This window comes from bacterium (assembly GCA_031082185.1).
Classification (GTDB): Bacteria; Sysuimicrobiota; Sysuimicrobiia; order Sysuimicrobiales; family Humicultoraceae; genus VGFA01.
Genome location: JAVHLI010000012.1, coordinates 1 through 23,925, shown reverse-complemented (window position 1 = coordinate 23,925; position 23,925 = coordinate 1). Strand labels below are relative to the sequence as shown.

30 protein-coding genes, 1 pseudogene and 1 riboswitch are annotated in these 23,925 nt (G+C 66.8%); of the genes and pseudogenes, 7 read left to right on the top strand and 24 right to left on the bottom strand.

The window, feature by feature from the left end:
* From RDU83_11065 to RDU83_11055, 3 genes and pseudogenes are all read right to left on the bottom strand, one after another.
* Positions 1 to 438: pseudogene (locus RDU83_11065) on the bottom strand (NADH-quinone oxidoreductase subunit B family protein).
* Positions 439 to 493: 55 nt separating this feature from the next.
* On the bottom strand, positions 494 to 847 hold the full coding sequence (locus RDU83_11060; protein ID MDQ7841549.1) for an NADH-quinone oxidoreductase subunit A: 354 nt from the start codon (positions 845 to 847) through the stop codon (positions 494 to 496).
* Positions 848 to 949: 102 nt separating this feature from the next.
* Positions 950 to 1,549, bottom strand: a complete 600-nt coding sequence (locus RDU83_11055; protein ID MDQ7841548.1) for a CoA pyrophosphatase — start codon at positions 1,547 to 1,549, stop codon at positions 950 to 952.
* A 151-nt stretch (positions 1,550 to 1,700) separates the two neighbouring features.
* Between RDU83_11055 and RDU83_11050 the strand changes: the two genes are divergently transcribed.
* Entirely contained in the window at positions 1,701 to 3,239 is a 1,539-nt protein-coding gene (locus RDU83_11050) for an FAD-dependent thymidylate synthase (protein ID MDQ7841547.1), read from the top strand.
* Positions 3,227 to 4,087, top strand: a complete 861-nt coding sequence (locus tag RDU83_11045) for a fumarylacetoacetate hydrolase family protein (protein MDQ7841546.1) — start codon at positions 3,227 to 3,229, stop codon at positions 4,085 to 4,087. The genes RDU83_11050 and RDU83_11045 overlap by 13 nt, the downstream gene beginning before the upstream one ends.
* Here the strand turns inward: RDU83_11045 and RDU83_11040 are convergent.
* Positions 4,084 to 4,527, bottom strand: a complete 444-nt coding sequence (locus RDU83_11040) for a GAF domain-containing protein (GenBank protein MDQ7841545.1) — start codon at positions 4,525 to 4,527, stop codon at positions 4,084 to 4,086. The genes RDU83_11045 and RDU83_11040 overlap by 4 nt on opposite strands.
* Positions 4,528 to 4,650: 123 nt before the next feature.
* On the opposite strand from RDU83_11040, the gene RDU83_11035 reads away from it, so the two are divergent.
* Positions 4,651 to 5,082: a cupredoxin domain-containing protein gene (locus RDU83_11035; protein MDQ7841544.1), complete on the top strand. Its 432-nt coding sequence runs from the start codon at positions 4,651 to 4,653 to the stop codon at positions 5,080 to 5,082.
* A gap of 90 nt (positions 5,083 to 5,172) precedes the next feature.
* Positions 5,173 to 5,799, top strand: coding sequence for an exopolysaccharide biosynthesis protein (locus tag RDU83_11030; protein ID MDQ7841543.1), 627 nt, complete (start codon positions 5,173 to 5,175; stop codon positions 5,797 to 5,799).
* Between the two features lie 9 nt (positions 5,800 to 5,808).
* On the opposite strand, the gene RDU83_11025 is transcribed toward RDU83_11030, so the two are convergent.
* From RDU83_11025 to RDU83_11000, 6 genes are all read right to left on the bottom strand, one after another.
* A complete protein-coding gene (locus RDU83_11025; protein ID MDQ7841542.1) occupies positions 5,809 to 6,786 on the bottom strand; it encodes a GTPase in 978 nt (325 codons plus the stop codon).
* 28 nt (positions 6,787 to 6,814) lie between these two features.
* Positions 6,815 to 8,131, bottom strand: a complete 1,317-nt coding sequence (locus RDU83_11020; protein MDQ7841541.1) for a hypothetical protein — start codon at positions 8,129 to 8,131, stop codon at positions 6,815 to 6,817.
* Positions 8,132 to 8,195: 64 nt separating this feature from the next.
* The gene (cofE, locus tag RDU83_11015; protein MDQ7841540.1) at positions 8,196 to 8,951 is read right to left on the bottom strand and encodes a coenzyme F420-0:L-glutamate ligase; all 756 of its coding nucleotides are present in this window, start codon (positions 8,949 to 8,951) and stop codon (positions 8,196 to 8,198) included.
* A complete protein-coding gene (gene npdG, locus RDU83_11010; GenBank protein ID MDQ7841539.1) occupies positions 8,948 to 9,610 on the bottom strand; it encodes an NADPH-dependent F420 reductase in 663 nt (220 codons plus the stop codon). Before npdG ends, cofE begins: the two co-directional genes overlap by 4 nt.
* Positions 9,607 to 10,875, bottom strand: coding sequence for a pitrilysin family protein (locus RDU83_11005; GenBank protein MDQ7841538.1), 1,269 nt, complete (start codon positions 10,873 to 10,875; stop codon positions 9,607 to 9,609). Before RDU83_11005 ends, npdG begins: the two co-directional genes overlap by 4 nt.
* Positions 10,872 to 12,179, bottom strand: coding sequence for a pitrilysin family protein (locus RDU83_11000; GenBank protein MDQ7841537.1), 1,308 nt, complete (start codon positions 12,177 to 12,179; stop codon positions 10,872 to 10,874). Before RDU83_11000 ends, RDU83_11005 begins: the two co-directional genes overlap by 4 nt.
* Before the next feature lie 103 nt (positions 12,180 to 12,282).
* Here RDU83_11000 and RDU83_10995 point away from each other — a divergent pair, with 103 nt between their 5' ends.
* Positions 12,283 to 13,131, top strand: coding sequence for a crosslink repair DNA glycosylase YcaQ family protein (locus RDU83_10995; protein ID MDQ7841536.1), 849 nt, complete (start codon positions 12,283 to 12,285; stop codon positions 13,129 to 13,131).
* 11 nt (positions 13,132 to 13,142) lie between these two features.
* On the opposite strand, the gene RDU83_10990 is transcribed toward RDU83_10995, so the two are convergent.
* The 3 genes from RDU83_10990 to RDU83_10980 all read right to left on the bottom strand — a co-directional run bounded on the left by RDU83_10990 (position 13,143) and on the right by RDU83_10980 (position 14,453).
* Positions 13,143 to 13,454: a HigA family addiction module antitoxin gene (locus RDU83_10990; protein ID MDQ7841535.1), complete on the bottom strand. Its 312-nt coding sequence runs from the start codon at positions 13,452 to 13,454 to the stop codon at positions 13,143 to 13,145.
* 15 nt (positions 13,455 to 13,469) lie between these two features.
* Positions 13,470 to 13,751: a type II toxin-antitoxin system RelE/ParE family toxin gene (locus RDU83_10985; GenBank protein MDQ7841534.1), complete on the bottom strand. Its 282-nt coding sequence runs from the start codon at positions 13,749 to 13,751 to the stop codon at positions 13,470 to 13,472.
* Positions 13,752 to 13,829: 78 nt separating this feature from the next.
* The gene (locus RDU83_10980; GenBank protein MDQ7841533.1) at positions 13,830 to 14,453 is read right to left on the bottom strand and encodes a nitroreductase family protein; all 624 of its coding nucleotides are present in this window, start codon (positions 14,451 to 14,453) and stop codon (positions 13,830 to 13,832) included.
* A 479-nt stretch (positions 14,454 to 14,932) separates the two neighbouring features.
* Here RDU83_10980 and RDU83_10975 point away from each other — a divergent pair, with 479 nt between their 5' ends.
* Both RDU83_10975 and RDU83_10970 read left to right on the top strand, forming a co-directional pair.
* The gene (locus RDU83_10975) at positions 14,933 to 15,232 is read left to right on the top strand and encodes a type II toxin-antitoxin system RelE/ParE family toxin (GenBank protein MDQ7841532.1); all 300 of its coding nucleotides are present in this window, start codon (positions 14,933 to 14,935) and stop codon (positions 15,230 to 15,232) included.
* Entirely contained in the window at positions 15,229 to 15,522 is a 294-nt protein-coding gene (locus RDU83_10970) for a hypothetical protein (protein MDQ7841531.1), read from the top strand. Before RDU83_10975 ends, RDU83_10970 begins: the two co-directional genes overlap by 4 nt.
* A gap of 159 nt (positions 15,523 to 15,681) precedes the next feature.
* Here the strand turns inward: RDU83_10970 and RDU83_10965 are convergent, their stop codons facing one another.
* From RDU83_10965 to RDU83_10915, 11 genes are all read right to left on the bottom strand, one after another.
* Positions 15,682 to 16,053, bottom strand: a complete 372-nt coding sequence (locus RDU83_10965) for a DUF2442 domain-containing protein (GenBank protein ID MDQ7841530.1) — start codon at positions 16,051 to 16,053, stop codon at positions 15,682 to 15,684.
* A gap of 92 nt (positions 16,054 to 16,145) precedes the next feature.
* Positions 16,146 to 16,238 (bottom strand): hypothetical protein, encoded by a 93-nt coding sequence (locus RDU83_10960; protein MDQ7841529.1) that lies wholly within the window; start codon positions 16,236 to 16,238, stop codon positions 16,146 to 16,148.
* Positions 16,239 to 16,432: 194 nt separating this feature from the next.
* Positions 16,433 to 16,693, bottom strand: a complete 261-nt coding sequence (locus tag RDU83_10955; GenBank protein ID MDQ7841528.1) for a type II toxin-antitoxin system RelE/ParE family toxin — start codon at positions 16,691 to 16,693, stop codon at positions 16,433 to 16,435.
* Positions 16,693 to 16,902: a hypothetical protein gene (locus RDU83_10950; protein MDQ7841527.1), complete on the bottom strand. Its 210-nt coding sequence runs from the start codon at positions 16,900 to 16,902 to the stop codon at positions 16,693 to 16,695. The genes RDU83_10955 and RDU83_10950 overlap by 1 nt, the downstream gene beginning before the upstream one ends.
* Before the next feature lie 121 nt (positions 16,903 to 17,023).
* Entirely contained in the window at positions 17,024 to 17,935 is a 912-nt protein-coding gene (locus RDU83_10945; GenBank protein ID MDQ7841526.1) for a restriction endonuclease, read from the bottom strand.
* A gap of 223 nt (positions 17,936 to 18,158) precedes the next feature.
* On the bottom strand, positions 18,159 to 19,007 hold the full coding sequence (gene thiD, locus RDU83_10940; GenBank protein MDQ7841525.1) for a bifunctional hydroxymethylpyrimidine kinase/phosphomethylpyrimidine kinase: 849 nt from the start codon (positions 19,005 to 19,007) through the stop codon (positions 18,159 to 18,161).
* Positions 19,004 to 20,104, bottom strand: coding sequence for a thiamine-phosphate kinase (gene thiL, locus RDU83_10935; GenBank protein MDQ7841524.1), 1,101 nt, complete (start codon positions 20,102 to 20,104; stop codon positions 19,004 to 19,006). The genes thiD and thiL overlap by 4 nt, the downstream gene beginning before the upstream one ends.
* Positions 20,088 to 20,735, bottom strand: a complete 648-nt coding sequence (gene thiE / locus RDU83_10930; GenBank protein MDQ7841523.1) for a thiamine phosphate synthase — start codon at positions 20,733 to 20,735, stop codon at positions 20,088 to 20,090. Before thiE ends, thiL begins: the two co-directional genes overlap by 17 nt.
* Positions 20,735 to 21,598: a hydroxyethylthiazole kinase gene (thiM, locus tag RDU83_10925; protein MDQ7841522.1), complete on the bottom strand. Its 864-nt coding sequence runs from the start codon at positions 21,596 to 21,598 to the stop codon at positions 20,735 to 20,737. Before thiM ends, thiE begins: the two co-directional genes overlap by 1 nt.
* 2 nt (positions 21,599 to 21,600) lie before the next feature.
* The gene (thiW, locus tag RDU83_10920; GenBank protein MDQ7841521.1) at positions 21,601 to 22,104 is read right to left on the bottom strand and encodes an energy coupling factor transporter S component ThiW; all 504 of its coding nucleotides are present in this window, start codon (positions 22,102 to 22,104) and stop codon (positions 21,601 to 21,603) included.
* A 25-nt stretch (positions 22,105 to 22,129) separates the two neighbouring features.
* Entirely contained in the window at positions 22,130 to 23,614 is a 1,485-nt protein-coding gene (locus RDU83_10915) for a sodium:solute symporter (GenBank protein ID MDQ7841520.1), read from the bottom strand.
* A gap of 68 nt (positions 23,615 to 23,682) precedes the next feature.
* Positions 23,683 to 23,806, bottom strand: a riboswitch (TPP riboswitch).
* Positions 23,807 to 23,925 lie beyond the last annotated feature (119 nt).

Genomic DNA, 23,925 nt, shown 5'->3' with positions numbered 1-23,925 from the left:
CCGGCCACCGGTGGCGCCGATCTTCTCCCGCAGCATGAGGAACCCGTGCATGAGTGCCTCCGGGCAGGGCGGGCAGCCTGCCACGTACACGTCCACCGGCACGATCTTGTCCACGCCCTGCACCAGGGCGTAGTTGTTGAAAACGCCGCCGCACGAGGCGCAGTCGCCCATGGCGATGACCCACTTCGGATCGAGCATCTGGTCGTAGATGTGCCGGAGAACAGGAGCCATCTTCTGTGAGACGCGGCCGGAGACGATCATGAGATCGGCCTGCCGCGGCGAGGCGCGAAACAACTCGCTGCCGAACCGCGCCAGGTCAAACCGCGCGGCCGCGGTGCTCATCATCTCGATCGCGCAGCAGGCCAGCCCGAACGATGCGGGCCAGACGCTGCTCTTTCGCGCCCAGGCGACCATGCGCTCGACCGTCGTGGTGAGCACGCGCCGCTCGGGTCCGGCCCCTTCGCGCTCAGCGCTCCAGGGGCTCACTTTGTCCTCACTCCCACTCCAGGGCTCCGCGCTTCCACGCGTAGACCAGCCCGGAACCCAACACAGCGACGAACACCAGCATCTCGATGAGGCCAAAGGTCCCAAGGCGACGGTACACCACGGCCCACGGGAACAAGAAGATTATCTCTATGTCGAACAGTATGAACAGCATAGCTATCAGGTAGTAGCGGACGGGCACGCGCTCGCGGGTGGACCCTATCGTCCAGACTCCCGACTCGTAGGGTTCCATCTTGGGAGGGGTGGGACGGCTGCCGCCCAGGATGGCGTGGATCACCGGCAGCGTCGCGGTCAATACGACTACGATTACGAGGTGAACGAGGATGGGAATGTAGTCTAGCAAGGGGTCACCGCCAGGTGCACGAAACCACATCCCGCTTGCGGTGCAAACTCGCGCGTATCATGGCAAGGAACCACCAGGGTGTCAAAGACGGGCGTCGGCGGTCTATCGTTCACCTCCAGGCGGCGACTCTGGGGCCAGCAACTCCACCAACCCTTTGATAATACGTGCGGTCGCTCCCCACACCAGGTGGGGAATATTCTCGTAGTATACCAGCTCGACCGACCTGCCCTCGCGTAAGACGTGCTCCACCCGCAGGTTGGCCGGATCGAGAAAGGAGGCAAGCGGCACGGCCACGATCTCGGCGATCTCGTCGGGGTTTGGCCTCAGGCCCACGGGCGGGGGAACCAGGCCTACGAACGGGGTGACCGCGAACCCTGACGCGATGACCTCGATCTCGTCCAGGCGACCCCAAACCTCGACCGCCGACGGCGCGAGACCAATCTCCTCGTGCGTCTCGCGCAGCGCGGTCTCGAGCAGATCTGCGTCGCCGTCTTCCTGACGGCCGCCGGGGAACGATATCTGGCCCTTGTGATACTCAACCTTCTCGGTCCGCTTCGTCAGGAGCAGGTACGCGGCGCCACCGGACTCGAACAACGGCACCAGCACCGCGGCGCGGCGAAAAGAGCTCGGCGGGGAGTCGCTCGGAAGGTCGCGCGGGACCGCGGTCCGCAGGCGAGATCGCAGCAGTACCAGGGTATCCACACCGTGCTGTTGGATGCCGGAGAGGCGCTCTCCTCCCTGGGGGCCCCACGAGATCTGGTGGTGGGCCGCGCCCGGATCCCAACATGTTGTGTGCGCCGGCAGGAGTTCAGCCCGGTACAGGGAATAACCCCGAGACCCTGGGGGGAAGGCCGTGCATCTTCAGTTCGCCTCCGTAGATGGCTCTCCATCGCTGCGCCGACGCGAAATATACCTCCTTAGCCCTAGGCTCCTTCCCCCCGAGGTCATTGCGGTCGCGTTCGCCAAGACCTCCCGCAGCCCCAGACCGTTCCGCGAGATCGCGGAGGAGTTGACCGAAGAACGCTCCAGCGAGTTCCACGAGAAGTGGGTCGTCGGCTACGGCCATGCCTCGGTTGCCGAGCACGCGGTCCTGCACTTGGCGCTGGAGAACCTGTCGCGGCTTGCCATCGAGAGCCTGGAGAGCAACCGGCTCTGCTCCTACACGGAGAAGTCCACCCGGTATCAGATCTTTGATGCGTTCTTCTTACCTCCGGCTATCGCGGCGTCTCCGCACGCGGAGCTGTACGAAGCGACCTGCCGCGGTCTCTTCCGGGTCTACCAGGAGAGTCTTGACCCGGTCCGGGAAGTCATGGAGGCCCGTCATCCGCGTGGCGCCGAAGAGCCCGCATCCGCCTACGAGGCGCGCATCCGCTCCAGGTACATTGACGTCTGCCGGTTCCTGCTGCCCTGCGCCACAGTCGCGAACGTCGGCATGACCGCCAACGCAAGGGCGCTGGAGCACGCGATCACGAAGATGCTCTCACACCCCCTCGACGAGGTTCGGGCCGTCGGCGCTGAGATCAAGCGGGTCGCTTGTGCCGAGGTGCCTACGCTGGTCAAGTACGCGGGCCCCAGCGCGTACCTCGCTGAGACGGCCGCCGCGCTGGAGGCCACGGCGCGGTCGGTCGCCGAACAGGAAGCAGCCGCGCTGGATGTCGCCGCAGGGAGCCAAGGAGTAGACCCACCTGCCGGAGTCCGCATGGTTCACCATGACCGTGACGCGGAGGCGAGGGTTGTGGCCGCGTGCCTCTACCGCCACGGCAGGTCGGCGTATGCCGAGGCCTGGGCACGGGCCTGCGCCATGAGCGCACCCGAGCGGCGCGCGGTGATCGAGCAGGCCCTTGGGCGCCTGGGCCGCCACGACGCGCCGATCCGCGAGATCGAGCACACGACCTACACCTTTGACATAGTGTGCGACCAGGGCGCGTACTTCGATCTCAAGCGGCACCGCATGATGACGCAGAGCCCGCAGGCGCCCACGGTGGAACTGGGATACGCGGTCCCGCGTGCGATGGATGAGGCCGGATTCGGGCGGCGCTATCGCGACGCCGTGGAGCAGGCTACCGACGCATACCGTGGGGTCGCGCGCGATTTCCCCAGCGAGGCGGCGTATCTGGTAACCAACGCCCACAACAGGCGCTTCCTTGCAACGATGAACCTGCGCGAGTTCTACAGTCTCGTGCCGCTGCGCGCCCGCGAGGCCGGCCACTTCTCCTACCGGCGCGTAGCGCTGTTGATCTATGAGGCCGTGCGTGCGGTTCATCCGGACCTGGTGGCGCACGTCCGGTTTGGTTACGACGCGCCCGAGGCGGCAACTCTGGAGGCGAGGTTCTTCTCGGAGATCTCGGCCGCGGGCGGTTTGGAGCAGGGAGGTGGGCCGTGCGATTTGTAACGGTGCGCTGGGGCGGACGGCCCAGATTGGGGGTAGTGGACGGGGAGCACGTCCACCTGTTCGGAGACGACCTTCTGTCGTTCATCGAGCGCGGCAGCCTGGTCCCCGCGCGCGCGGCCCTGGCCCAGGGCCGACGCCGGATGCAGGCGCGCCGGAAGCACGGCGATGTAATCCCGCTGGATGGGGCGCGCCTCCTTGCGCCGATCCCGCGCCCCCGGAAGAACATCTTCTGCGTGGGCCGCAACTACGCGGAGCATGCCAGGGAAAGCGGGAGCCCGATCCCGGAGGTACCGGTGTTCTTCACCAAGCCGCCCACGTGCGTCGTGGGACCCGAAGCGCCGGTCGTGCACCACGCCGCAACCCAACAGCTGGATTACGAGGTCGAGCTGGCCGTGGTCATTGGAAAACGCGGGCGCGACATTCCGGTCGAACGCGCGCTCGGCCACGTGTTCGGCTACACGATCATGAACGACGTCACCGCGCGCGACCTGCAACGCCGGCACCAACAGTGGTTCAAGGGCAAGTCCCTGGACAGTTTCGCACCCATGGGTCCGGCGGTCGTCCACCGCTCCGCGATCCCCAACCCCCAGAACCTGCGCCTGCGGATGCGCGTCAACGGCGAGGTGCGGCAGGATGCGTCCACGGCCGGCATGATCTTCTCCGTGGCCCGACTCATCGCGGCGCTGTCGGCGGGAATGACCCTCGAGCCCGGCGACATCCTGGCCACGGGCACGCCGGAAGGCGTGGCCATGGGACGCACGCCGCCGGTCTGGCTCCAGGTGGGTGACGTGGTTGAAGCAGAGATAGAAGGGATCGGAACTCTGCGAAACCGGATCGTGGCTCCCTAGGAGCCCGGCGCCAGCGGCGCCAGCAGCTCGGCCACTCCCTCCAGAAACCGCTGATCTCCCTTTGAGAACGCGTTGATCTGGTCACCGTCAATGTCAATCTCTCCGACGACGCGGCCGTATGCGAAGATCGGAACCACGATCTCCGAGCGGGTGTGCGCGAAGCAGGCCAGGTAGCGGGAATCCTGGCTGACGTCCGGCACGATCTCGGTCTGCCCCGACCGAGCCGCGGCGCCGCACACACCGGTCCCGATCGGGATGCGCGTGTGCTCCGTTGCCTGCGGACCCTTCCAGGGGCCCAGCACCAGGTCATTCCCGTCAACCCAGTAGATCCCCACCCATGAGTAGTGGGGGAACCGCTCGTGCAGGAAATCCACGATCCCGGCAGCGTCTCCCTGAACGGCCAGCGCACGCACCTCATCTAGGGCTCGATCGAAATCCATTCCTACCTCCTCCAGTGGCGGTCTCCCGACATTATAGCGCCGGGAATAGCCCTCGGGGCGCCGCGCGTTCCCCTCAACAGGATGGCCTGATCTTCCTGAGGGCCTGCCCGTGGAGGAGACACTATGATACGCAGGTTGCGGTTGCTTGGTCTGCTGGTGATTGTGGCGATGCTGTTGGTGCCGACCGCGGCACCCGCGCAGGCAACGCGCAAGGTCGTTGAGATCACGATGACATCGTTCAAGTTCGAGCCGAACCTGATCCGGTTTCAGGAAGGCGACACCGTCGTCCTGCGGCTCATCAACGCCGACCAGTCCGGACGCGCGCACGATCTGGCCGCGGCCTACCTGCTCGACATCCCCCTGACCATCCGCGGGGACGGCCGCGAGAGCGTCAGCGAGGGCCGCAAGCGTATCTTCGTAGATGCCGGCAAGCGGGCCGAGGTCGAGTTCGTGGCCAAGGGGCGCGGATCGTTCGCGTACATCTGCAGTCTGTTCGCTCACGCGGCACAGGGCATGACCGGTGCGTTCATAGTAGGGCCGGCGAGCTCTCCGTAGAGCCGCAATTTTACCGACCGGGCGCGCCCAATGGAGGGAACCTCCGGGGCGCGCCGTACTATTGTGGCAGCCATCGGATGCGTGGGTGCCATGGGATTGAACGATAACAAGATAGAGACCCCTCTCTCAACGGTTCTTGAAGCGATACTCGAAAGTGCGGGGACGCATCCCCTGCACCTGGGAGAGCTGGTGGACCGGACCGCCGAGCGGGGCTTTGGGGTTCTTCTGTTCGTGCTCGGCCTGCCGATGTTGATTCCGATCCTGCCGCCCGGGTCTTCCACGATCGTCGGCCCGATCTATGCGGCGTTCGCCGTACAGATGCTGTCCGGCTCCCGACACCCCTGGCTGCCTCACCGATTCAGGGATTGGGTGCTCAGTCGGAAGACTACCGAGATGCTGCGCCGTAGGGGGGTCCCGCTGATACGCGCCGCGGAGCGACTCTCGAGACCAAGGGGCCTCTGGCTCCGCGAGGGGGTTGTTCTCCGGCTGGCCGGTGCCATGGTGTTCCTGATGGGGTTACTACTCCTGAGCCCGCTGCCCTTCCTGAACACGGCGCCGGCCTTCTCGGTGATGCTGATCGGGATGGGACTCCTCAACCGGGACGCGGTGTTCATGGCCGCCGGGATGCTCATGGGAGGAGCTTCCCTGGCAATGATCGGGCTCTCTGCCGGTATGATCCTGGTGCTGATCCAGCGGGTCCGCTCCGCGATTCCCTGATCCGCGGCCCTAGGCGTGTAGCTCCAGGACGTCGCCGTCTTCCAGGGGATGTTCGCGTCCGATCATCTGCCCGTCCAGGTGTCCTTTGCGCCACAGGCGAGCGAAGCGCAGGCCCTGGGCGAAGTCCTTGTGGACCACCGCCGCGGCCTCGATTACCGTAGTGCCTCGCCGCAGGACATAGGGGACTTCCAGGTCGGGCTTCTTGCCCGGCTTCTTACTGTACACCCTGATGATGCCCAGCATCGAAAACATCGTCAGGCGCAGTTCCGCCAGGTTGACGTCCTGCTCGGCTGAAACGGGCAGCACTGGAAGACGACCGCCGTAGAACTCCCGGAACACCTCGAGGACCTCCGCGGCGCCGGGGGCATCGAGCTTGGTCGCGACGAACAGCGCCGGCACCTCGTTGGCCGCACCGGAGGTGCCGGGTGGGATCAAGGTGATGGTCGCGGCGGCCAGCAGCGCCAGGACCTGCTCGGTGGAGGCCGGAAGGTCCTGGTCTGCCAGGTCCGCGAGCACGAGCGCGCCGTCCGCACCGCGGATGAGGCCGAACAGCCATCCCTCCGCGAACTCCTCGCTCACCGGCGGCAGGTCCACCAACTGTATCTGCACGTTCTCGAAGACCGCCATCCCGGCCTGGGGCCCCCGGGTCGTGAATGGGTAGGCGGCTATGTCCGGAACGGCGTTGGTCAGCGCGGCCAGAAGCGAAGACTTGCCCGAGTTAGGCGCGCCTATCAGCACAATCTGCCCGGCGCCCTCGCGCTCGATCTGGTAAAGCTGGCGGCTGCGGGTCGCACCTTTCTTGCGCTGGGATTCGCTGCGGAACTTGGCGATGCGGCGTTTGAGATCGGCCTGCATCTTCTCGGTGCCCTTGTGCTTGGGGATCGTCGAAAGCATCTCCTCCAGCGCGGCCATCTTCTGCTGAGGAGTGGTGGCCTCCTTGAACTTCCGGTCGGCGGCGCGGTAGTCGGGCGTGAGGTTGGCAGGCATCGTAGTACCCGGTCCGGAGCCGGAGCCGCTAGCTTCCCACTGCCGTCAGTTCCGCTAGGAGCGCGTCGCCTGCGCGGTGCATGAACGCGGCGATCTCGTCCGGGGTTGCGGGGTCGGCCTCCCCCGGCGCCGGCGTCCGCACCCCGGTCGCGTAGAACTCCATGAACGGGGACATGCTCTTGTGGGGGTAGAGGATGTAGACCTTCTTGCCTGTCGTGTGCGCGTGGATCATCTCCGAGAGAACCCCAAACGACATCTGGCTGGTAGGGTAGAACACCACGTTCATGTCCGACTGATCAATCAGGCGAAGATCACGAACCACCGTGGCGCGCGCGAGCTGCAGCCGCGTGTGATCGTCCAGCGTCCTCCCCCACGATCGCACTGCCTCCAGCGATCCGGCCCACGCCAGGATCTCGGCGCGCTGCTCGGCCGAGAACTGCTGCTCGAACTCCTCGTCGCCGATCGTGGAGAACGCGGCTGCCTCCTCGTCCTTGACCGAGAGGGGGTCGAAGACCACGAAGTGTTCGCGCAGCCGCTGCCCAAACTCGCGCGCCATCTCTATCAACTGCGCCTGCCCTTCCCGGCGCAGGTTGGTGATGGGATAGCCTAGGTAGACCCTAGGTCTTTTAAAGCAGATGAGATCGAAGAAGGTCTGTGTCGGCTCGTCGTGCGCTATCAGGAAGTGCGGCACCCGCTCGTAGGCCGCGAGCATCTTGGAGATGAACACTTCCTGTTCCTGCCAGGCGATGATCTCCCCGGGTCTGAGGCGCCCGCGCCACTGTTCGCTCTCCTCGAGCCGTCGTTGTATCTGGTAGACGCTGTCCACCTGCGTCACGTAAAAGATGCCTTCCGGCTGGACCGGCGGCGACAGGCGCAGGCCGGGCAGCGGCTCCTGCACGGCGGCCGCCTCCGGGCTGGGCGTGCGGCGGCGGGTCTCGTCGAACAGCAGCTTGAGGTAGTGGGTGTCGAGCCCTGGGATCAGGCGGCCCTTCCACCAGAAACAGGCGTGGGTAACCAGGATGGTGCACTGGTCCGGCTCCCACAGCGTCGGGTCGTTGACAACCTCTGTGAACGCGATGGCCCGCAGCTCGTGGAGCGCCTCAGGCGCCATGTCGAGGATCGTCTCGGTGCGCACGACCATGCCGAGATCGCGGGCCCGATCCAGCATCAGCCGTCCCATGTCGATGTAGCGCAGCCGCTTGATGGGGGAGGTCCACCTGCCCTCGCGCTGCTCCTGCTTGATGCGCGCAGCACCCTCCTCGATCATGCGCACGACGTGACCGGGCCCTCCGCCCGCTTCCGAGAGCCTTCCGCTGCCTGAGACACCGGTCGCAATAACGATCATCGCCGCACCCCGCTTCTCACAGAGAGTATACGCTACGGCAGCGACCCCGTTGGCGAAGACCCATCTACCTGAAGAGGTCTTCCGCCTCGCCGCGGACCAGGTCAGCGGCGCGCTCGCTCCCGGGATGCTCCACTCCGCGGATGAGCACCAGCGGCGTTCCTTCCGCGGCCTGGCCCTGCAGGAGGTTGGCCATCGCCGCGAGCTCGTCGGCCACGGCCTCCACCGACACCCGCAGCACGTAACCGTACCGGTCTTCCTCGCCGATGTAAGAGCGGAGCACCCGGAGCCCTGCTGCGCCGATCGCGGCGCCTGTCGTGCCCTGGCGGAACGGCCGGCCGTGGCTGTCGTTGATGATCACGCCCACCTCCGCGCCAAAGGACTCGCGCAGGCGGGAGCGGAGGCCTTCTGCCGAGGCATCGGGATCGGCGGGCAGAACGGCCATCACATCGTCGCCGAGCCCCACGTTCGAGTGGTCCACACCGGCGTTGGCGCAGACGAAGCCCAGCCGGTGCTCGGCGATAATCAACCCTGGGCGGACGCGCCTGATCGCCCTCGACTCGCGCAGGATCACCTCAACCAACCGCGGATCCTTGCCGGTGTCCGTTGCCAGTGCGACCGCATCCGGACTCGGAACGACCGTGCGCAGGTCCACGACACTCCCTTCGGCTTTCGAGACGACCTTGTGGGCCACCACAACGACATCTCCGTCCTGGGGGTCCAGACCGGCACCCCGCAACACCGCGATGATTGCTGCTCCGAGGTCGTCTCCGGGACGGATCTCGGGAAACGGCTCCGGCGCCCAGGCAAGCAGCGCCTTCATCGGGGCCGGGCGTCCGGCGGCAGATGCGCGATGCGGAAGCCCAGGTGGCGCCGCTTGTAGCGCACGTTCAGGCCGATGAGAAGCACGGCCATGCCCTCGATCGTAGCAGCGGCGGCGAGCCCCCCGGCATCCACCCCGCGGGCGCCGATGGCGGTCGCCAGTGCGAGCACCTCGGCGCGGGCATCGGGGTCGTCCCCGCACACCAGGACATCTTGGTCCAGCGGCCGGGTCAGGTCGGCGAGCAGGCGCGCCGAGAGGGTGTGAAATGCCGCCACCACGCGCGCGCACGGCGCCAGGTCCTGGGTCTCGGCCGCGGCCGATCCTGCCGGAGGCGGCACAAATGTGAACCCGGGGCCCAGGGGCACAGTGGCGTCCACGACGATCTTCCCGGACAGCGGTCCTGCGAACCCCTCGACAAACGCGGCATGACCCTCAAGGGGGATCGCCAGCACGACGATCTCCGCCGCACCTACCGCATCGGCGTTCGCTGCCCCGCGCACGCTAGGAAGCCCGAGCCGCGCGGCGGCCTCGTGCGCGCGGCCGGCGTCCCGTGAGCCGATCACAACCTCACGTCCGGCTGTACCCAGGCGCGCCGCAAGGCCGCGGCCCAGATCGCCCGTACCGCCGAGGATGGCCACAGGTCCCAAGATGCTAATCACCCCTCTCGCTTTGGTCCGGCGATCGCCAGCGCGTAGCCCTCTGTGGGGAATCGCCGGATCGCTTCCACGATGGCCTCCCTGCTGATGCCAGCGATGATCTGTGGATACCGTTCGATGTAGTCCAGGCCCAGCCCAAACAGCTCAATGTCCGCCAGCGTCTGAGCGATCCCCTGGTTGGTCTCAAGGCGAACGGCCAGGGAGCCGACCAGGTAGGTCCTGGCATCAGCCAGTTCGTCGCCGGTAGGGCCGTCCCGCTGCAGTAGCTCGATCTCGTGTGTGATCGCGGCGATCGCGCGGTCCAGGTTGGATGGATGGACGCCTGCGCGCACCCACCAGGGACCCGCGAGCAGGCCGGCGCGTAGATCGCTGTAGGCGTAGTAGGCCATCCCCTGCCGCTCGCGGACATTCTCGCCGATCCGCCCCATCATTCCCAACTGCCCCAGCAGCAGATTGGCCAGCATCACCGCGTAGTAGTCGGGGTCGGTGCGGGCGATCCCGTGCGTACCCAGAACGAGATCGGCCTGGCTCTTGCCTGGCAGCACCGACTCTTCGCGCCGGATACCACCGGGTGAGGACGGTGCCGGGAAGCCGGGGATCACCCATGCCCCGCGGGCAGACCACCTCCCGAACGAAGCGGCCATAAGGTCGGTCAAGCGGCCGGGATCCACATCACCGACCACCACCACGGCGGCCGCCTCCGGGCGCACCTGCTCCGAGTGAAACGCCCGCAGATCATCCGGGATCAGCGACGCCAGGACGGCTTCGTCGCCGTCGGGGTTGTGGCTGTGCGGATGCCCGGTGGGATAGGCAATCCGGCGAAAGACGCGCTCGGAGGTCGCCCGTGTGTCCAGCGAGTTCACCCTGGCCGAGGTGATGAGCTCTCCGCGCACCCGCTCAACCTCATCGTCGGGAAAGGCGGGCTCGGCCAGCACCTCGGCGGCGGCGTCCAGGAGTGCCGGCGCATCGTCTGCCAGGGCCTTGCCCGATAGAATCACGATTTCAAGTCCCGGCGCGACCGCCAGGCCTGCGCCGATCGCGTCCAGGTCCTCGGCAAGTTGCGGTCCGCTGCGCCGGAGGGTTCCGCGCATCAGCGTCGAGCCGACGAACCTGGCCAGCCCCGGCCGGTCCCGGTCAAAGACCGCGCCGGCCTTCACGAATCCGTGCATCGCCACGGCGCCCGAGTCCGGGGAAGGCATGACCAGGCAGGTCAGCCCATTGGGCAGCACCGTTCGCACCACCCGGCCGGCGGTGATGGGCGGGGTCATGAGACCACCTCCGCCGCGCCGCCTTCGGGGCCGTCTTCGGGAATGTAGTGCCCCACCGTGCGCCGTCGGTCGGAAAGGTAGGTGCGCGCGACCCGCGTTACGTCCACTGAAGAGATCCCCTCCACGCTCTCAATCAGAGATTGGGTCGTCTGCGGCCATTCCACCGCCTCAAACATACCCAGCGCCATCGCGCGGCGGAAGACCCCATCGCGCAGGTACACGAACTGGGCCTGTGCCTGACGCTTGACCCTGGCCAGCTCGGCGCCGTCTGCGGGTTCATCGTGCAGCCGCGCGATCTCTCGGTTCACCGCCGCCTCGAGCGCGCCTGCCGCCACGCCGCTGCGCGCCGTGGCGCCGATTCGGAACAGCGTGGGGTCTACGCTCGGCGTGAGCCCTGATCCGACCTCGGTGGCCAGGCCGCCGTCCACAAGAGCCCGGTACAGGCGGCTGCTGCGGCCGCCGGTGCCGCCGTCGAACGGGACCACGCCCTTGAAACCGGAGAGGAAACCATCCAGAACCAGGAGTGCCGGCACGTCCGGATGCCCGGCCCGCGGCACGTGGAAAGCCATCTGCAGCAGGGCCGTGGCGCCGCCCGGCCGCCGCAGGACCACGCGGCGCTCGCCCTCCTGCTCGGGCTCCTCCGCGCGCACCGCGGGGATCGGACCGCCCGGCGCGACGGGCCCAAAGGCCTCCGCTATGAGGACGGCCATCTGCGCGGGGTCGAAATCCCCCACGGCCACGGCAATGGCGTTCGACGGGCGGTAGTAGGTACGGTAGTGGTGGTAGAGATCGTCACGGGTGATGGCGCGCAGGTCGCCCTTCCAGCCGATGACCGGCTGGCGGTAAGGGTGCACCTTGAACGCCAGCGCCTCCACCTCCTCGCGCAGGTAGTAGGCCGGGTAGTTCTCGGCGCCCTCCCTCTCCGAGATGATCACCGTCCGCTCGCCGGCAACCACCTCGGGATCGAAGATCGTGTTCTGCATCCGGTCGGCCTCCAGGCGCACGGCAACCCCAATGTGCTCAACCGGCATCACCTCGAAGTACGCGGTGTAGTCCTTCCAGGTGAAGGCGTTCCAACGGCCTCCCAGCCGGTCTATGAGCCGTGTCAGCGTTCCCGACGGATGCGCCGGCGTCCCCTTGAAGAGCATGTGCTCGACCCAGTGCGAGATACCGGTGTAGCCGGAGGGCTCGTTGCGGCTGCCCACCCGGTACCAGATCCAGAACGTGGCCACGGGTGCCGCGTGCGACTCCTGGATGAACACCTGCAGTCCGTTGGGCAGCGTTGTCGCGTGCACGTCGTGCATCCTGTCACTCCTCACCGATGAGCGGCCCGGGGCGAACCAGAGGCGCGGGGCCGTCCTACTTTCGCCCGCGGCCGCGCGCTCCCCTGCCGGGACCAGGAGCCGAGTGCCGCGATCGCGTATCCCGCAGGAGATGCCTGCCATCAGTCCCGCGGCCATCGCCCGCCACCGGCGCGCCGTCCTGCGCCCCCACCGTGTCCGCGACCGTCGGGGCGCGCTGCGCTTCATCAACGACCTGGGTTTCTGCTTCGCCTTCACCGGCGGGCCGGGCGGCCTGCCCGGGCTATTTGACGTGTTGGCCACGCGCAGCACCGACCGCATGTGGTCCTGGGCATGGCGCTGGAAGGACGAACTGGCCACCGGCAGGAGAGCCTACTACGGCAAGGCCATCCGCCGCAAGCCTTCATACATCTCACTGGAGATGTTGCCGGCGTTCTATGCCCTCTCCGGCAACACGGGCGAGCCAGACGACCACCTGCAGGCATACCGCGAAGGCCGGCTCAGCCTGCTGGCCAAGACCCTGTGCGAGGCGATCTCGGCAGAGGGACCGGTTTCCACATGGATGCTGCGCCGCAGGTTCGTGGCGCGGGGAGAGAGCGGGGCCCGGTTTCACAGGGCGCTGGACGATCTCCAGGAGCGCTTCCTCATCGTGAAGGCGGCCGAGGTGGAAGGCCGGGGCGGGTACGCCTTCATCTGGGACGCCTTCCACAGGTGGATGCCGGAGGTAGTGGAAGCGGCGGGGAGCATGGCGTCGGAGGACGCGGCGGCGGCGGTGCTGGAACGGTACGTCAGGATTGTCGGGGCGGCCTCGGAGGGCGACATCGCGGCGATGTTCGGATGGAGTCCGCGGCTGGTAGGTAGGGCCGCGGCGCGGGCTGTCGCCCGATGCGGACTCGCGCCCGTGGACACCGACGGAGGGGAGCGCTGGGCCGTCCCAGGCCTCTGTCCGGGTTAGCTATCGCCAATTCACGTGCGCTGGAGCGACGCATACGTCCGGACTTCTCGGTCAAGGCGACTGCCGATCTCATCCATCGCCACATCCAGCTCATAGTCCTTCTGTAGCCCCAGCCAGAACTCGGCTGTCGTTCCGAAGAACCGTGCAAGCCTCAGCGCCGTATCCGCCGAGATGCCCCTCTTCTTCAGAACTATCTCGTTGATCCGGCGCGGATGCACCCCGACCGCGAGCGCCAAGCGATTCTGGCTCAGGACCATTGGCCTGAGGAACTCCTCCATGAGCACCTCGCCAGGATGGACAGGGTTCAACCTCTGCGCCTTCATTCTTGCGCTCCTCTCCTAATGATAATCGACGATCTCCACTTCATGTGCATCGCTCTCTCTCCACTCAAAGCAGATCCGCCAGCGGTCATTGATGCGGATGCTGTATCGGTCTTCCCGGTCGCCTTTCAATTTCTCTTGACGGTTGGACGGGGGGGCGCGGAGGTCGGATAGTGCATGCGCGTTGTTGAGCATTCGCAGCTTCCGGTACGCGATCTGCTGAATCTCAGCAGGGAGCCGTCGAGAGAACTCGCGGCGAAACACCCTCTCTGTCTCTCGCCCCCTGATGGATTTGATCACAACAAGAGGATATAACGCGTTGCGCTAAGCGTCAAGCGCCGCAACGGCAGAGCGGGGTCTCGACACCATTGCGGACACTCACCTCAGAATCAACTCGTCGAGCGCGTTCCGTTGCTGCTCGGCCATTTCGCGTTCCTTGAGTCCCGCTGGCAGTTGATCCGGATCGCCAAGGTAGCCAACCGCAATCATGGTCGCGGGTTCGATTTCGGATGGGAGGTTGAACAGCTGCCTCGCCTTCTCCACTGAGAACCCGCCCATGCTGTGCACGTACAGATCGAGCGCTGATGCTTGGGTGGTGAGGTTGCCGATGGCCAGTCCCAGATCGTGAAGAGCCCACCTGTTTGGCTTGTTGTTGCGCTCGAGCTGCGTCTTGACCAGCGTCATGATCAACACCGGTGCGGCCTTTGCCCACACTTGGTTGCCTTCATTCAGACATTCAAACAGCTCGCCGTAGCGCTCAGCTTGTTCTTTGGTGGCATAAATGAAGCGCCACGGTTGCTCATTGGCGGACGATGCGGCCCAGCGCGCCGCCTCGAGAAGCGTCATGACCTTCTCCTGTTCAACCGGCTGTGAAGAGAATGCGCGCGGGCTCCAGCGTTTCTGAATCAGTTCGTGCACTGGATGTGCGAAATGTGGTTTGGGCTTCATGAGGATCTCCTTGGCGACAACGACCTTGATGAGAGCAACCTGCCCGCGCCACAAGTCTATCGGCCTCAGACCCGCGAAGGAATCCCAGGACCGCAGCGGGTCCGACGTAACGTCGTTGTGTGCGGCAAACCGGCGGATCGCTACCCTTTGGGCGTCAAGACCATGATCGGGATGTTGCGCCCGCCGGTGCGGTCCTTCTCTGCGCCAGTTGCCTTATGCGCAAGGTACTTCCCTGTGTGACCCGGTCGAGAAAGTTCCGCTTCCGGATGAGCGCATAGGTTGGAGTACCACCCCGGATGCTGGATCTGTCCCAAATGGGATATCCCCTTGCGGGCATGTCGTGGTCCCGATGTCGGCCGCTGCGCTAGTAGCGCGCCGGAAGTGCATACCCTCGACCAGGTGAAAGACGCACGTGCTATCCCCAGGCGGCACGCGCGACCTCCATCGGGCGGCGCGGGCTGGGATCAGCCCAGTGCGGATCGATAGCCGCAATCTCGGCTGCTCCGGCCCGATTGACTGTGGGGGGGGGCGGCTTGACGTATCGCGTTGAGTACTCGCCGGACGCGGTGAAGCATCTGCGAATCCTGAATGCCCGGCAGCGGGCGACCATCCTCGATGTCGCCGCCGGTCAGCTCGCGCAGCACCCCACGGTGGAAACCGGGAATCGCAGGCGGATGCGGCCGAACCCACTCGCCCCCTGGGCACTCAGGGTTGGTAATCTCAGGGTATACTATGATGTGCAGCACTCCCCCGACGCGGTCGTCTTCATCCTGGCGATCGGGGTGAAGAGACGGAATGTGCTCTATGTTGGTGAGGAGGCCATTCTGCTGTGAAGACTCTCGAAATGACGCTGGCGACTGCTCCTCTCAGGGACTACGCGCGGGGGGTCCGGAAGGAACCCGTGATCCTGACCCGTGGAGGCAAACCGGTCGCGGCACTGCTGGCGATCTCCGGCGTCGACAGGGAAACGCTGGCGCTCAGCACCCACCCGGCGTTTCTCGCCATCATCGAGCGCTCGCGCGCACACCTTCGATCAGCCAGAGGAGTACCTAACTCACAGATGCGCCGCCAGCTCGGGGCAACAACGAAAGGGCGCAGGAGTCGGCCTGACTCCAAGCGGTAGACACGCCTCAGCACCCGAACCTCGCCCGGTCAACCCAGACCGTGGCGAGGCGTCACGAGGTGGCAGCGCTCGAATCCGGCGTCGGGACGGTGGGGTGTTCGGTCGTACGCGAGAGTCGGCGTCGTTCAGTTGCTGTGGGCCTGCCCAACGACATGAGGATCAGCCGCGCGCCGTGCCCCGCCTCGTCTGGGCACGGCGCCTCTCACGCGTTGGCTGCGTGCGCTTGTTAGCCAGCGAACCCCTGGACTTCAACCAGCGCTGCAACGAGTCCTGGGACTCACCGGACGGACGCCCGGCAAGGAGGTCTTCGACAGCGATGTCTTCGTCAAGGTCCGGCCAGTGAATACCCTCTCCTCGCCCGATCAAGCGCCATTTACGCCGCTCCGCATGGTTGCCGTGGGCTAGCCGCGGGTACCATAGGAGAGGGACAGTAACAGTTCGGCCATCCATGAGATCCACCACCAGGTCATCGCCCGTGATACGAACCGCCTGGGCCTGAGCGGGGCGGACCCCAGTCACCGAAGAACTCATGCCATCCTCCCAGCAACCGCTGCTCGCGCCTCTCGATCAGCACCCGCAACCGGTTGATCTCGGACCGGCTGAACCTGCCACTTTCGTGCAGACTAATAGGGTTCAACCAGAACTTCTGCCCGCTTCGCTTCTCGTTCCACGTGGATGTGAAGCGGCTCCCCGCGATCCGCCGAGTAGAAGAACATGCGATATGCCCCGAACCGGAGAACCGTGGGCATCCCGTGTGAGTACACGCCTAGTTAGCCACGCTCGGCATCTCCCCGGCTTTACGCTGTCTAACGACTCGGGCTCAGCTGCGGCGGGCGCATTTCAGTTCGCCACGCTTCCCGTTTGCCCCCGCGCACGCCGGCAGGTATATCGGCATGTTAACCGCCGACCCTTACCGATACGCGTCGCTGCGGTGGCGGACCGCCACGACATCCACGACGCGCTTCTCGTCATCAACGCTGTAGATGACACGGTAGTCACCAATTCGGATGCGGTAGAGTGCGCCCCGGCTCTGGAGCTTGCGACAGCCCGCGGGCCGAGGTGATATCCCCAAAGACTCGATTCGCGTCACGACCCTCGTGACAACTGACCGGGGGAATCCCTCAAGCTCTCGGCGCGCCGACAGTGCGAAGGTGACGGCGTACTCAACCATCACTTGGGGAGCTTACCGAGTCTGCGTAGCCTGGCTTTGACCGCCTGGAGGGATACACGCGGCTCCCTCACCCGCCGGCGTGCGACCGCCCTGTCGTAGATGTCTTCCCAGAGCTCGGCGTTGTCCTTGAGGTCGATGACGACCCCGGTCGTCTCACCCTTGTCGTCCACGATGAACCTGACGCCTTTGAGAATCGCTGTTCCGGCCATCCCCTGAGTCTCCTTCGTAATCCTCTTCAGTATACGGCAACCCTGTCGCCGTTTGGCTAGCGTTCGCGCTCACTGGCTGCGAGCGTAGCGAGCAGTCCGGTGCAGCGCGTTGTTCGACAGCCTACCCCTCATCAAAGTAGTCTGAATCGACTCGCTTCACGTGGTAGGTCCGGGCCGTAGTGACGCCGACATCGAAGTCGATCATAAGCTCGGCGAGACGTCGACCGTCAATGAGAACCACCTTCGGATCGATATGCTCAACATAGGCAGCCGCGTCCGCAGTGAAGGCACCCGTCGTGATGAACACGCCCTTCTTCGCGCGCTTCCCGTGCAGCGCACCCACGAACTTCTGGATCTCCGGGCGCCCAACGGTGCCATCCCACCTCTTTGCCTGCAGGTAGACGACCTCCAAGCCCAGCCTGTCCTGGCTGATGATGCCGTCGATCCCTTCGTCGCCGGGCTTGCCGACGGCCTGACCGGCGTCGCTGCGCGAGCTACCGTAGCCCATCCTAAGCAGCAATTCCACGACGAGCCGCTCGAAGAACTTGTCGGAGCCTGCCTTCACTCGCCCCAAGACTTCGGACACCAGACCGGCTCTCGTCTTCAGGTGGGCCGTTTCGAGGGCTTCCTCCGGCGTCTCGAGATCCGTCTCAGTCGGAGGTGCCTGCGACTCTTTTCCACCCTCACCCCTCCTGGTGCGAAACTCGGCGAACTCCGGGTACCGCTCAAGGAACTTAATGTCTATCCGCTCTGGAGGAGTCTTGAGAATCTCTCGCCCACGATCGGAAATCTGAAAGTGACCGCGCCGTGGTAAAAGCAGAAGGCCAGCCTGTTGGAGATAGACTTTTGCCCAGGCCACGCGGTTGCCGAAACGGGATTGCCGACCGCTGGGCAGTAACTCGTCGCGATCCGCCGAGCTGAGTTCGAACTCCTCAGAGAGCAGATCTCGCGCCTCCGCAAGCGAGTGCTCCTTGCCGTCCGCAGCCACCCGGAGGAGCGGAAGCATCAGCGATTGGAAATCAGGAACCCCCAACTTTGCACTCCCTTGTCTGTCGAACTACAAATGGACGGAACTGCCTAACGCCCCAGACACAGACGGCCGTCGCAGCCTATCGCGCCAACGGTTCGGTGACCCGAAGGCTCGGTCCTCCTGATCCGATGCCAACCAGGCCCGAGACCACGCATCACGCCGGCCGCCAGGGAGTTTCGAAACAGCGGTGACCAGAGGTCCCCTGGCCGAGGGTTGGCTTTCGGGACTACACGGGGTCCGGCGGGTGAGCGGTAGCGCTCGGAGGCCGCCGCAGCGCCGCAGCCGGATCGGCAGGCCCATGTCCTCTTCCGATCGGTAGGCCGGCCGTGATCGCGGCGGTGATGACTTCCTTGGCCCGGGCCACCGCCTCTGGCACAGCCAGTCCTTTCGCCAGACAGGCGGCGATGGCCGCGGAGAAAACACACCCGGTGCCGTGGGTGTGTCGCGTGGCCGCCCTGGGCGCGGCGAACTGATGAAACTCCGCGCCGTCGTACAGCAGGTCCACGGACCGGTCGCTGTCTTCCAGGTGCCCTCCCTTAATCACAACGTACCTGGGCCCCATCGCGCCGATCGCGCGCGCGGCCTCCTCCATCTCAGCAATGGTACAGACAGGCCGGCCGACCAGCACGCCTGCTTCGTGCAGGTTGGGCGTCACCACCATTGACAGCGGGAGCAGTAGATTGCGCAGGGCCTCCGTTGCCTCGGGCCGCAGCAGCGGCGCGCCGCTCTTGGAGATCATCACCGGGTCCACAACCAAGCGCGTTAGGCCCCACCGCCGCACCGCGCCCGCCACCGCCTCGATGATCGCGGCGTTCGAGAGCATCCCGGTCTTGGCGGCATCTGTACCGATGTCGCTCATGATCGCGTCTATCTGCTGAACCACGAACTCCGGCGCCATCTCCACAACTCCGGTCACACCCGTCGTGTTCTGAGCGGTCAGCGCGGTGATCGCCGATGTGCCGAAGACGCCGAGCACCGTGAAGGTCTTCAGGTCGGCCTGGATGCCTGCGCCCCCGCCCGAGTCGGAGCCGGCTATGGTCATCGCGCGCGGAACTGTCATCAGCGGAGATGTCATAGGAGGTCCTCCTTGAAGTGCGTCCAGCCGCCGGGATCCAGCGACCGCACCTGCCCGTCCTCATCAACAATGGTGCGGCTCGTGCCGCGCCCGGTGAACTCGCCGATCAACGTCGCGGGCGTGCCGGTCTCCTCGACCAGGCCGTGCAGCACCCGGTCGGCGTCCTCCAGCGCCACCGCGAAGAGGAGTTCGTAATCCTCGCCTCCGGCAAGCGCCAGGTCGAGCGTGGGGCGGGATCCCTCCCCAACGCCACCTGTGGCTATGGCCACGACTGCGGCGACGCCGGGATCCACCGGCACCCGCCCAGCATCCAGACGCACTCCCAGATCACCGGCCTCGCACATCCGCCAGAGGTCGAGCAGCAGGCCATCGGAGATGTCAATCATGGCCCGCACCGCGCCGGTCTCTGCCAGGGCGACACCCTCACGCAACCGCGGCCTGGGACGGCGCTGCGCGGCCAGGAGTCGGCCGAGCGCAGGATTGTCCGGCGCGGCCCCGGGTCCACCGGGCGGTCCGCCCGGCGTGCCGCCGCGCGACTCCAGCATGACCAACCCGGCAGCCGCCCTGCCCAGCGTACCCGTAACCGCCAGCAGGTCGCCGGGTCGCGCGCCGGTGCGGCGCACCAGCCGGTCGGGCGCGACCTCACCCAGCAGCGTCACGTCAACCACGATCACCGACGCCTGCGCCAGGTTGCCGCCGACGATGGCAACGCCCGCCTCCCCTGCCATCTCCAGCAGTCCGTCGTACAACCCATCCACCCAGGCGGCGTCCAGATCGCCGGGCAGCATGAGCGAGATCACCGCGTATCTGGGAATCCCGCCCATCGCCGCGATGTCGCTGGCGTTGATGGCCAGCGCCTTCCAGCCGATGTCGGCCGATGCGCTGGTGGCGCGCCGGAAGTGCACTCCCTCGACCAGTGCATCGGTGGTCGCCAGAACCAGCGCGCCGGGCATCCACCGCAACGCGGCGGTGTCGTCGCCGATGCCCAGCACAACGTCGCGAGGATGCGGACCGGCACACGCGACACGCGCGGCGATGCGATCCAACAGCGCCAGCTCGCCCAGGTCGGCGACGCGCGGGCTACCCCCGGGCGGCACGCACGGCCTCCATCAGGCGGCGCGTTGCACCGGCCACGTCGTCCGCGCCGATCACCGCCGAGATCACCGCAACCCCGTCGGCGCCCGCGCGGACCGCCAGGGCGGCATTTGCATGGGTTATCCCGCCGATCGCCACCACCGCGATCCCCACCGCGGCCTTGATCCGGGTCAGGGGCTCGATCCCTATTGCCTGGCCGGCGTCGGGCTTGGAACCGGTCGGGAAGACGCTGCCCACCCCAACGTAATTGGCGCCCTCGGCCTGCGCCGCCAGCGCCTCCTCGACCGTTGCTGCTGAGGCGCCGATGATCTTCTCCGGCCCGAGCAGGAGGCGCGCGTCACCCACCGGCAGATCGTCCGGCCCCAGGTGCACACCGTCGGCGCCGACGGCCAGCGCGATGTCGGCGCGGTCGTTTACGATCAGCGGCACGCCGGCCCTGCGCGTGATCTCGAGTAGCCGGCGCCCGGCCTCAACCACCCTTCCGGCAGACCACTTCTTCTCGCGCAGTTGAACCATGGTCGCGCCGCCGGCCACGGCCGCGGTGACGAGGTCCTCCAGCGGGCGGCAACGGCCGAAGGCGCGATCGGCTATCACGTACACGCTCGGATCGAAACGCATCGGATCGAATCGCATCAGATCTCCCTCACCCGCGCCGCCTGCCGCAGTTGCTCAGGGGTCAGATGGTAGAGCGCGTCCAGCAGCGCCGGGGCCAGCGTGCCCGGGCCGCGCGCGTGGCCCGCGGCGATCTCTGCCGCCACGCCGAAGCACACCAGCGCCGACGCGGCAGCCAGCAGAGATCCTGCGCCGTCCGCCACGGAGCGGGCGGCCGCGCAGAAAGCCCCGATCACACCGGTGACCATGCACCCGGCCCCCGGGATTACGGCCAGCCAAGGGTGCCCGTTCTCGACCACAAGGACGCGGTCGGCGTCGGCGACGTGGTCACACGCACCGCTCACCGCCGCGACGCAGCCGCGCTCGCGGGCAAGCGTTGAGGCCAGGGCGGCCGCGTCACCCGCGCCCGCCGATTCCACCGCCGACCCCGCCACAGATTCCCCAGCACCCACGGATTCCACCCCGCGGACGAACCCACTCCGGCCCAGGAGCGCGGCGGCCTCACCGGGGTTGGCGCGCACCACGGTCACCCGCAACTTATCGAGCAGGCGGCCGGCTGCGACCGTGCGGTAGCGCGTCGCGCCTGCGCCCACGGGATCCAGCACTATGGGAATGCCCCGCACCGTCGCCACGCGCCCCGCGGCAAACATCACCTCAAGGCGCTCCGGCGTGGGTGTCCCCAGGTTCAGCACCAACGCATCCGCGGCAGCAGCCACTTCTTCCGCGTCATCTCCTGCCATCGCCATCACCGGCAGAGCGCCCACCGCCCGCGTGGCGCTGGCCACCGCCTGCATCGTGACGAAGTTGGCCAGGTGGTGCACCAGCGGACGCTGCTCGCGCACGGCTGCCAGGAGCACGGCGGCGTGGTCGCCCAGGTGTGCCATCGCTATCCCGACGACCTCCCGGCCAGCGCGGCCACGCCTGCGCGCTCCAGGGCCCGCAGGATCACAACCCCGAGGATCGCGCCCGGAATGCTGCTCGCCAGGAACAGGTAGGCGAGCGTCCCCAGCGGGATGGCCTTCTCCATAAGGGACGGCGCCACCAGCAAGGCGCCAACCGTGGCTCCGACCACCACGGTTCCGACCGGTTCGAGCAGGCCGACCCAGGACCGGCGCCAGAGCATGTGGGCGAACCCTACGACCAGCGCGCCGGGGATGCCTCCCGGAAACGCCAGCAGAGTGCCGACGCCAAACTGGTTGCGCAAGATCGCGGCGACGGTGGCGGCAAGCGCGGCATACCAGGGCCCTAGCAGGACCCCGGCGATCGCATTGGTCATGTGTTGCCAGGGCAGCAGCTTGGCGCCGGCCACGGGGATGGACCCGGGCACGAACGAGAGCACCACGGGCAGCGCCGCGAAGAAGGCGGCGAGAACCAGCTTGCGTGTGGACACCTCTTTCCCTCCTTCGTCTATCCTGTCATGGATCGGGCCGGACTGCGATCTCGGCGCCGGACGGCCCGGCAAGCGGCCGCACCAGCGTCCGCAGCCGCTCCAAGTCGAACGGCCGGCCGGTAGAAGCCAGCGCAGCCGTGATCACCGCCGGCACGAACGCGGCAAGCGCAAACGAGGTCAGCAGGTGGCCGCGCGTGAACCCTGGGTCCGGGAAGAACGCGACGCCGGCGGCCAGACCGGCCAGCGTGCTGACCATCGCCGCCGCCCCAGAGAAGCGCGGCGCGTACAGGCCCGCGAAGACCGGCACCATCGCCGCGGCGCAGACCAGGTCCGCCACCAGGAACAGGTAGAGGACGCTGTACCCGCGCGAGGCCACCGCGATCGCCGCTACGGCCAGCGCAACGGTGAACAGGCGCGACCAGCGCAGGAGCCTCCTGTCTCCTCCGGCCGGGCGCAGCCTAGCCAGGTCCGAGGTGAACACGGCGGCCAGCCCATTGAGCAGCGTGTCAATGCTGCTCATCGCCAGCGCCACGGCCAGCACCAGGACGGTGAGCACCAACCAGGCCGGCGCCACGCCCAGCATTAGGTTGAAGAACGCGACCGACGGCACTTCTGCGCGGCCTCCGGCCACGGCGACGATGCCCAGCATCCCGGGCAGCACGACGATCGGCACCACCACGGCCGCTGCGGCAAGGAGCGAGCGGCGCAGGACCCGGCCGTCCCTGGCGATGTAGACCCGCTGCCAGTAGCCCTGGTGGAAGAGGTTGGCGGCCAGGATCGCGATCACGAATGTTACCGCGGCCTCGATGCCCGGGCGGTGCCCCAGCGAGAGCAGCGCGGGCGCGCCGCTGCGCACCTGCTCGATCACGGCTCCGCCGCCGCCCATCGCCACTACCACGCCCGCGACGGCCACCACGAGCAGCGGTATGATCACCGCGGCCTGAATCCGGTCGGTGAAGATGGTGGACGGCAGCCCGCCGTAGGCAGTGTACGCAACGGTGGCCAGGCCGATCAGAGCCGCGGTCAACGGAAGCGGCGCCTGCGCCACCAGCCTCACCGCCAGCGCGATCCCGGTTGTCTCGGCGGCCAGGAATACGAACATGTAGAAGAGCATTACCCCCAGGATCAGGGCGTACATTCCTCTTCCGTACCGCACCCACACGAACTCGGTCAGGGAGTGCCCGTTGGGCACCAACGCCCGCATCCGCCTCCCCAGCGGGATGAGCGCCAGCATCGGCGCCGCGCTCCCGAGGCCGTAGCCGATCAGCGCCGTCAGACCGCCCCAGGTACCTGCCTCAGCAGGGCTGTAGAGAATCCATGCGCCCATCGCCGAGGCCACGAGCGTCGCCGTCGTTGCGCTCGTGCCGGTCGAGTACCGGGCGCTGATGTAGTCCTCCACCGAGAGGCGCTGAGTGCGTGCATGGGCGATGCGCGCGTGGACGATGCCGGCGAGCGCGAAACCCAGCGCCGCTGCGATGACCACTGCTATGGCGACAATCCCACCCGACATCCTGCACCCCCGCGAGAACCGCCCGCACAAACCGCGCGGCCGCCTTCCCTATCCAGGGCTGGCGGCCACGGCTTCCTGCCCTACTTCCCCACGCCAGCATTATCTGGATCGGGTGTTTGGGGTCTGCGACAGCGCCACGTGCGGGAGGTCGCACTCTCAGCCCGGCTCGCCCGAGCTCCCCCAGAGGATCGCTATTGAACTGCTACCTCTTAGTATAGCCCGGGCGCCCTTCCTGGGCAATCTCGGTGATCTTCTAGAGACTGTCAAGCCCAGGGTAGCACTTCCCTTGGCCTATGATGTTGGTGTTCGAC

Excerpts from the sequence above, each read along its gene's own strand:
- RDU83_11025 (MDQ7841542.1), bottom strand. The coding sequence starts at position 6,786 with ATGCCTGCCAACCTCACGCCCGACTACCGCGCCGCCGACCGGAAGTTC.
- RDU83_11000 (MDQ7841537.1), bottom strand. The coding sequence starts at position 12,179 with ATGCACGACGTGCACGCGACAACGCTGCCCAACGGACTGCAGGTGTTC.
- RDU83_11035 (MDQ7841544.1), top strand. The coding sequence starts at position 4,651 with ATGATACGCAGGTTGCGGTTGCTTGGTCTGCTGGTGATTGTGGCGATG.
- RDU83_10955 (MDQ7841528.1), bottom strand. The coding sequence starts at position 16,693 with ATGGTTGAGTACGCCGTCACCTTCGCACTGTCGGCGCGCCGAGAGCTT.
- cofE (MDQ7841540.1), bottom strand. The coding sequence starts at position 8,951 with ATGAAGGCGCTGCTTGCCTGGGCGCCGGAGCCGTTTCCCGAGATCCGT.
- RDU83_10990 (MDQ7841535.1), bottom strand. The coding sequence starts at position 13,454 with ATGAAGGCGCAGAGGTTGAACCCTGTCCATCCTGGCGAGGTGCTCATG.
- RDU83_10950 (MDQ7841527.1), bottom strand. The coding sequence starts at position 16,902 with ATGGCCGGAACAGCGATTCTCAAAGGCGTCAGGTTCATCGTGGACGAC.
- thiE (MDQ7841523.1), bottom strand. The coding sequence starts at position 20,735 with ATGCGATTCGATCCGATGCGTTTCGATCCGAGCGTGTACGTGATAGCC.
- RDU83_10965 (MDQ7841530.1), bottom strand. The coding sequence starts at position 16,053 with ATGAGTTCTTCGGTGACTGGGGTCCGCCCCGCTCAGGCCCAGGCGGTT.
- RDU83_11020 (MDQ7841541.1), bottom strand. The coding sequence starts at position 8,131 with ATGATCGTTATTGCGACCGGTGTCTCAGGCAGCGGAAGGCTCTCGGAA.
- RDU83_10915 (MDQ7841520.1), bottom strand. The coding sequence starts at position 23,614 with ATGTCGGGTGGGATTGTCGCCATAGCAGTGGTCATCGCAGCGGCGCTG.
- RDU83_10960 (MDQ7841529.1), bottom strand. The coding sequence starts at position 16,238 with ATGTTCTTCTACTCGGCGGATCGCGGGGAGCCGCTTCACATCCACGTG.
- RDU83_11005 (MDQ7841538.1), bottom strand. The coding sequence starts at position 10,875 with ATGACCCCGCCCATCACCGCCGGCCGGGTGGTGCGAACGGTGCTGCCC.
- RDU83_11040 (MDQ7841545.1), bottom strand. The coding sequence starts at position 4,527 with ATGGATTTCGATCGAGCCCTAGATGAGGTGCGTGCGCTGGCCGTTCAG.
- thiM (MDQ7841522.1), bottom strand. The coding sequence starts at position 21,598 with ATGGCACACCTGGGCGACCACGCCGCCGTGCTCCTGGCAGCCGTGCGC.
- thiD (MDQ7841525.1), bottom strand. The coding sequence starts at position 19,007 with ATGACATCTCCGCTGATGACAGTTCCGCGCGCGATGACCATAGCCGGC.
- RDU83_11030 (MDQ7841543.1), top strand. The coding sequence starts at position 5,173 with ATGGGATTGAACGATAACAAGATAGAGACCCCTCTCTCAACGGTTCTT.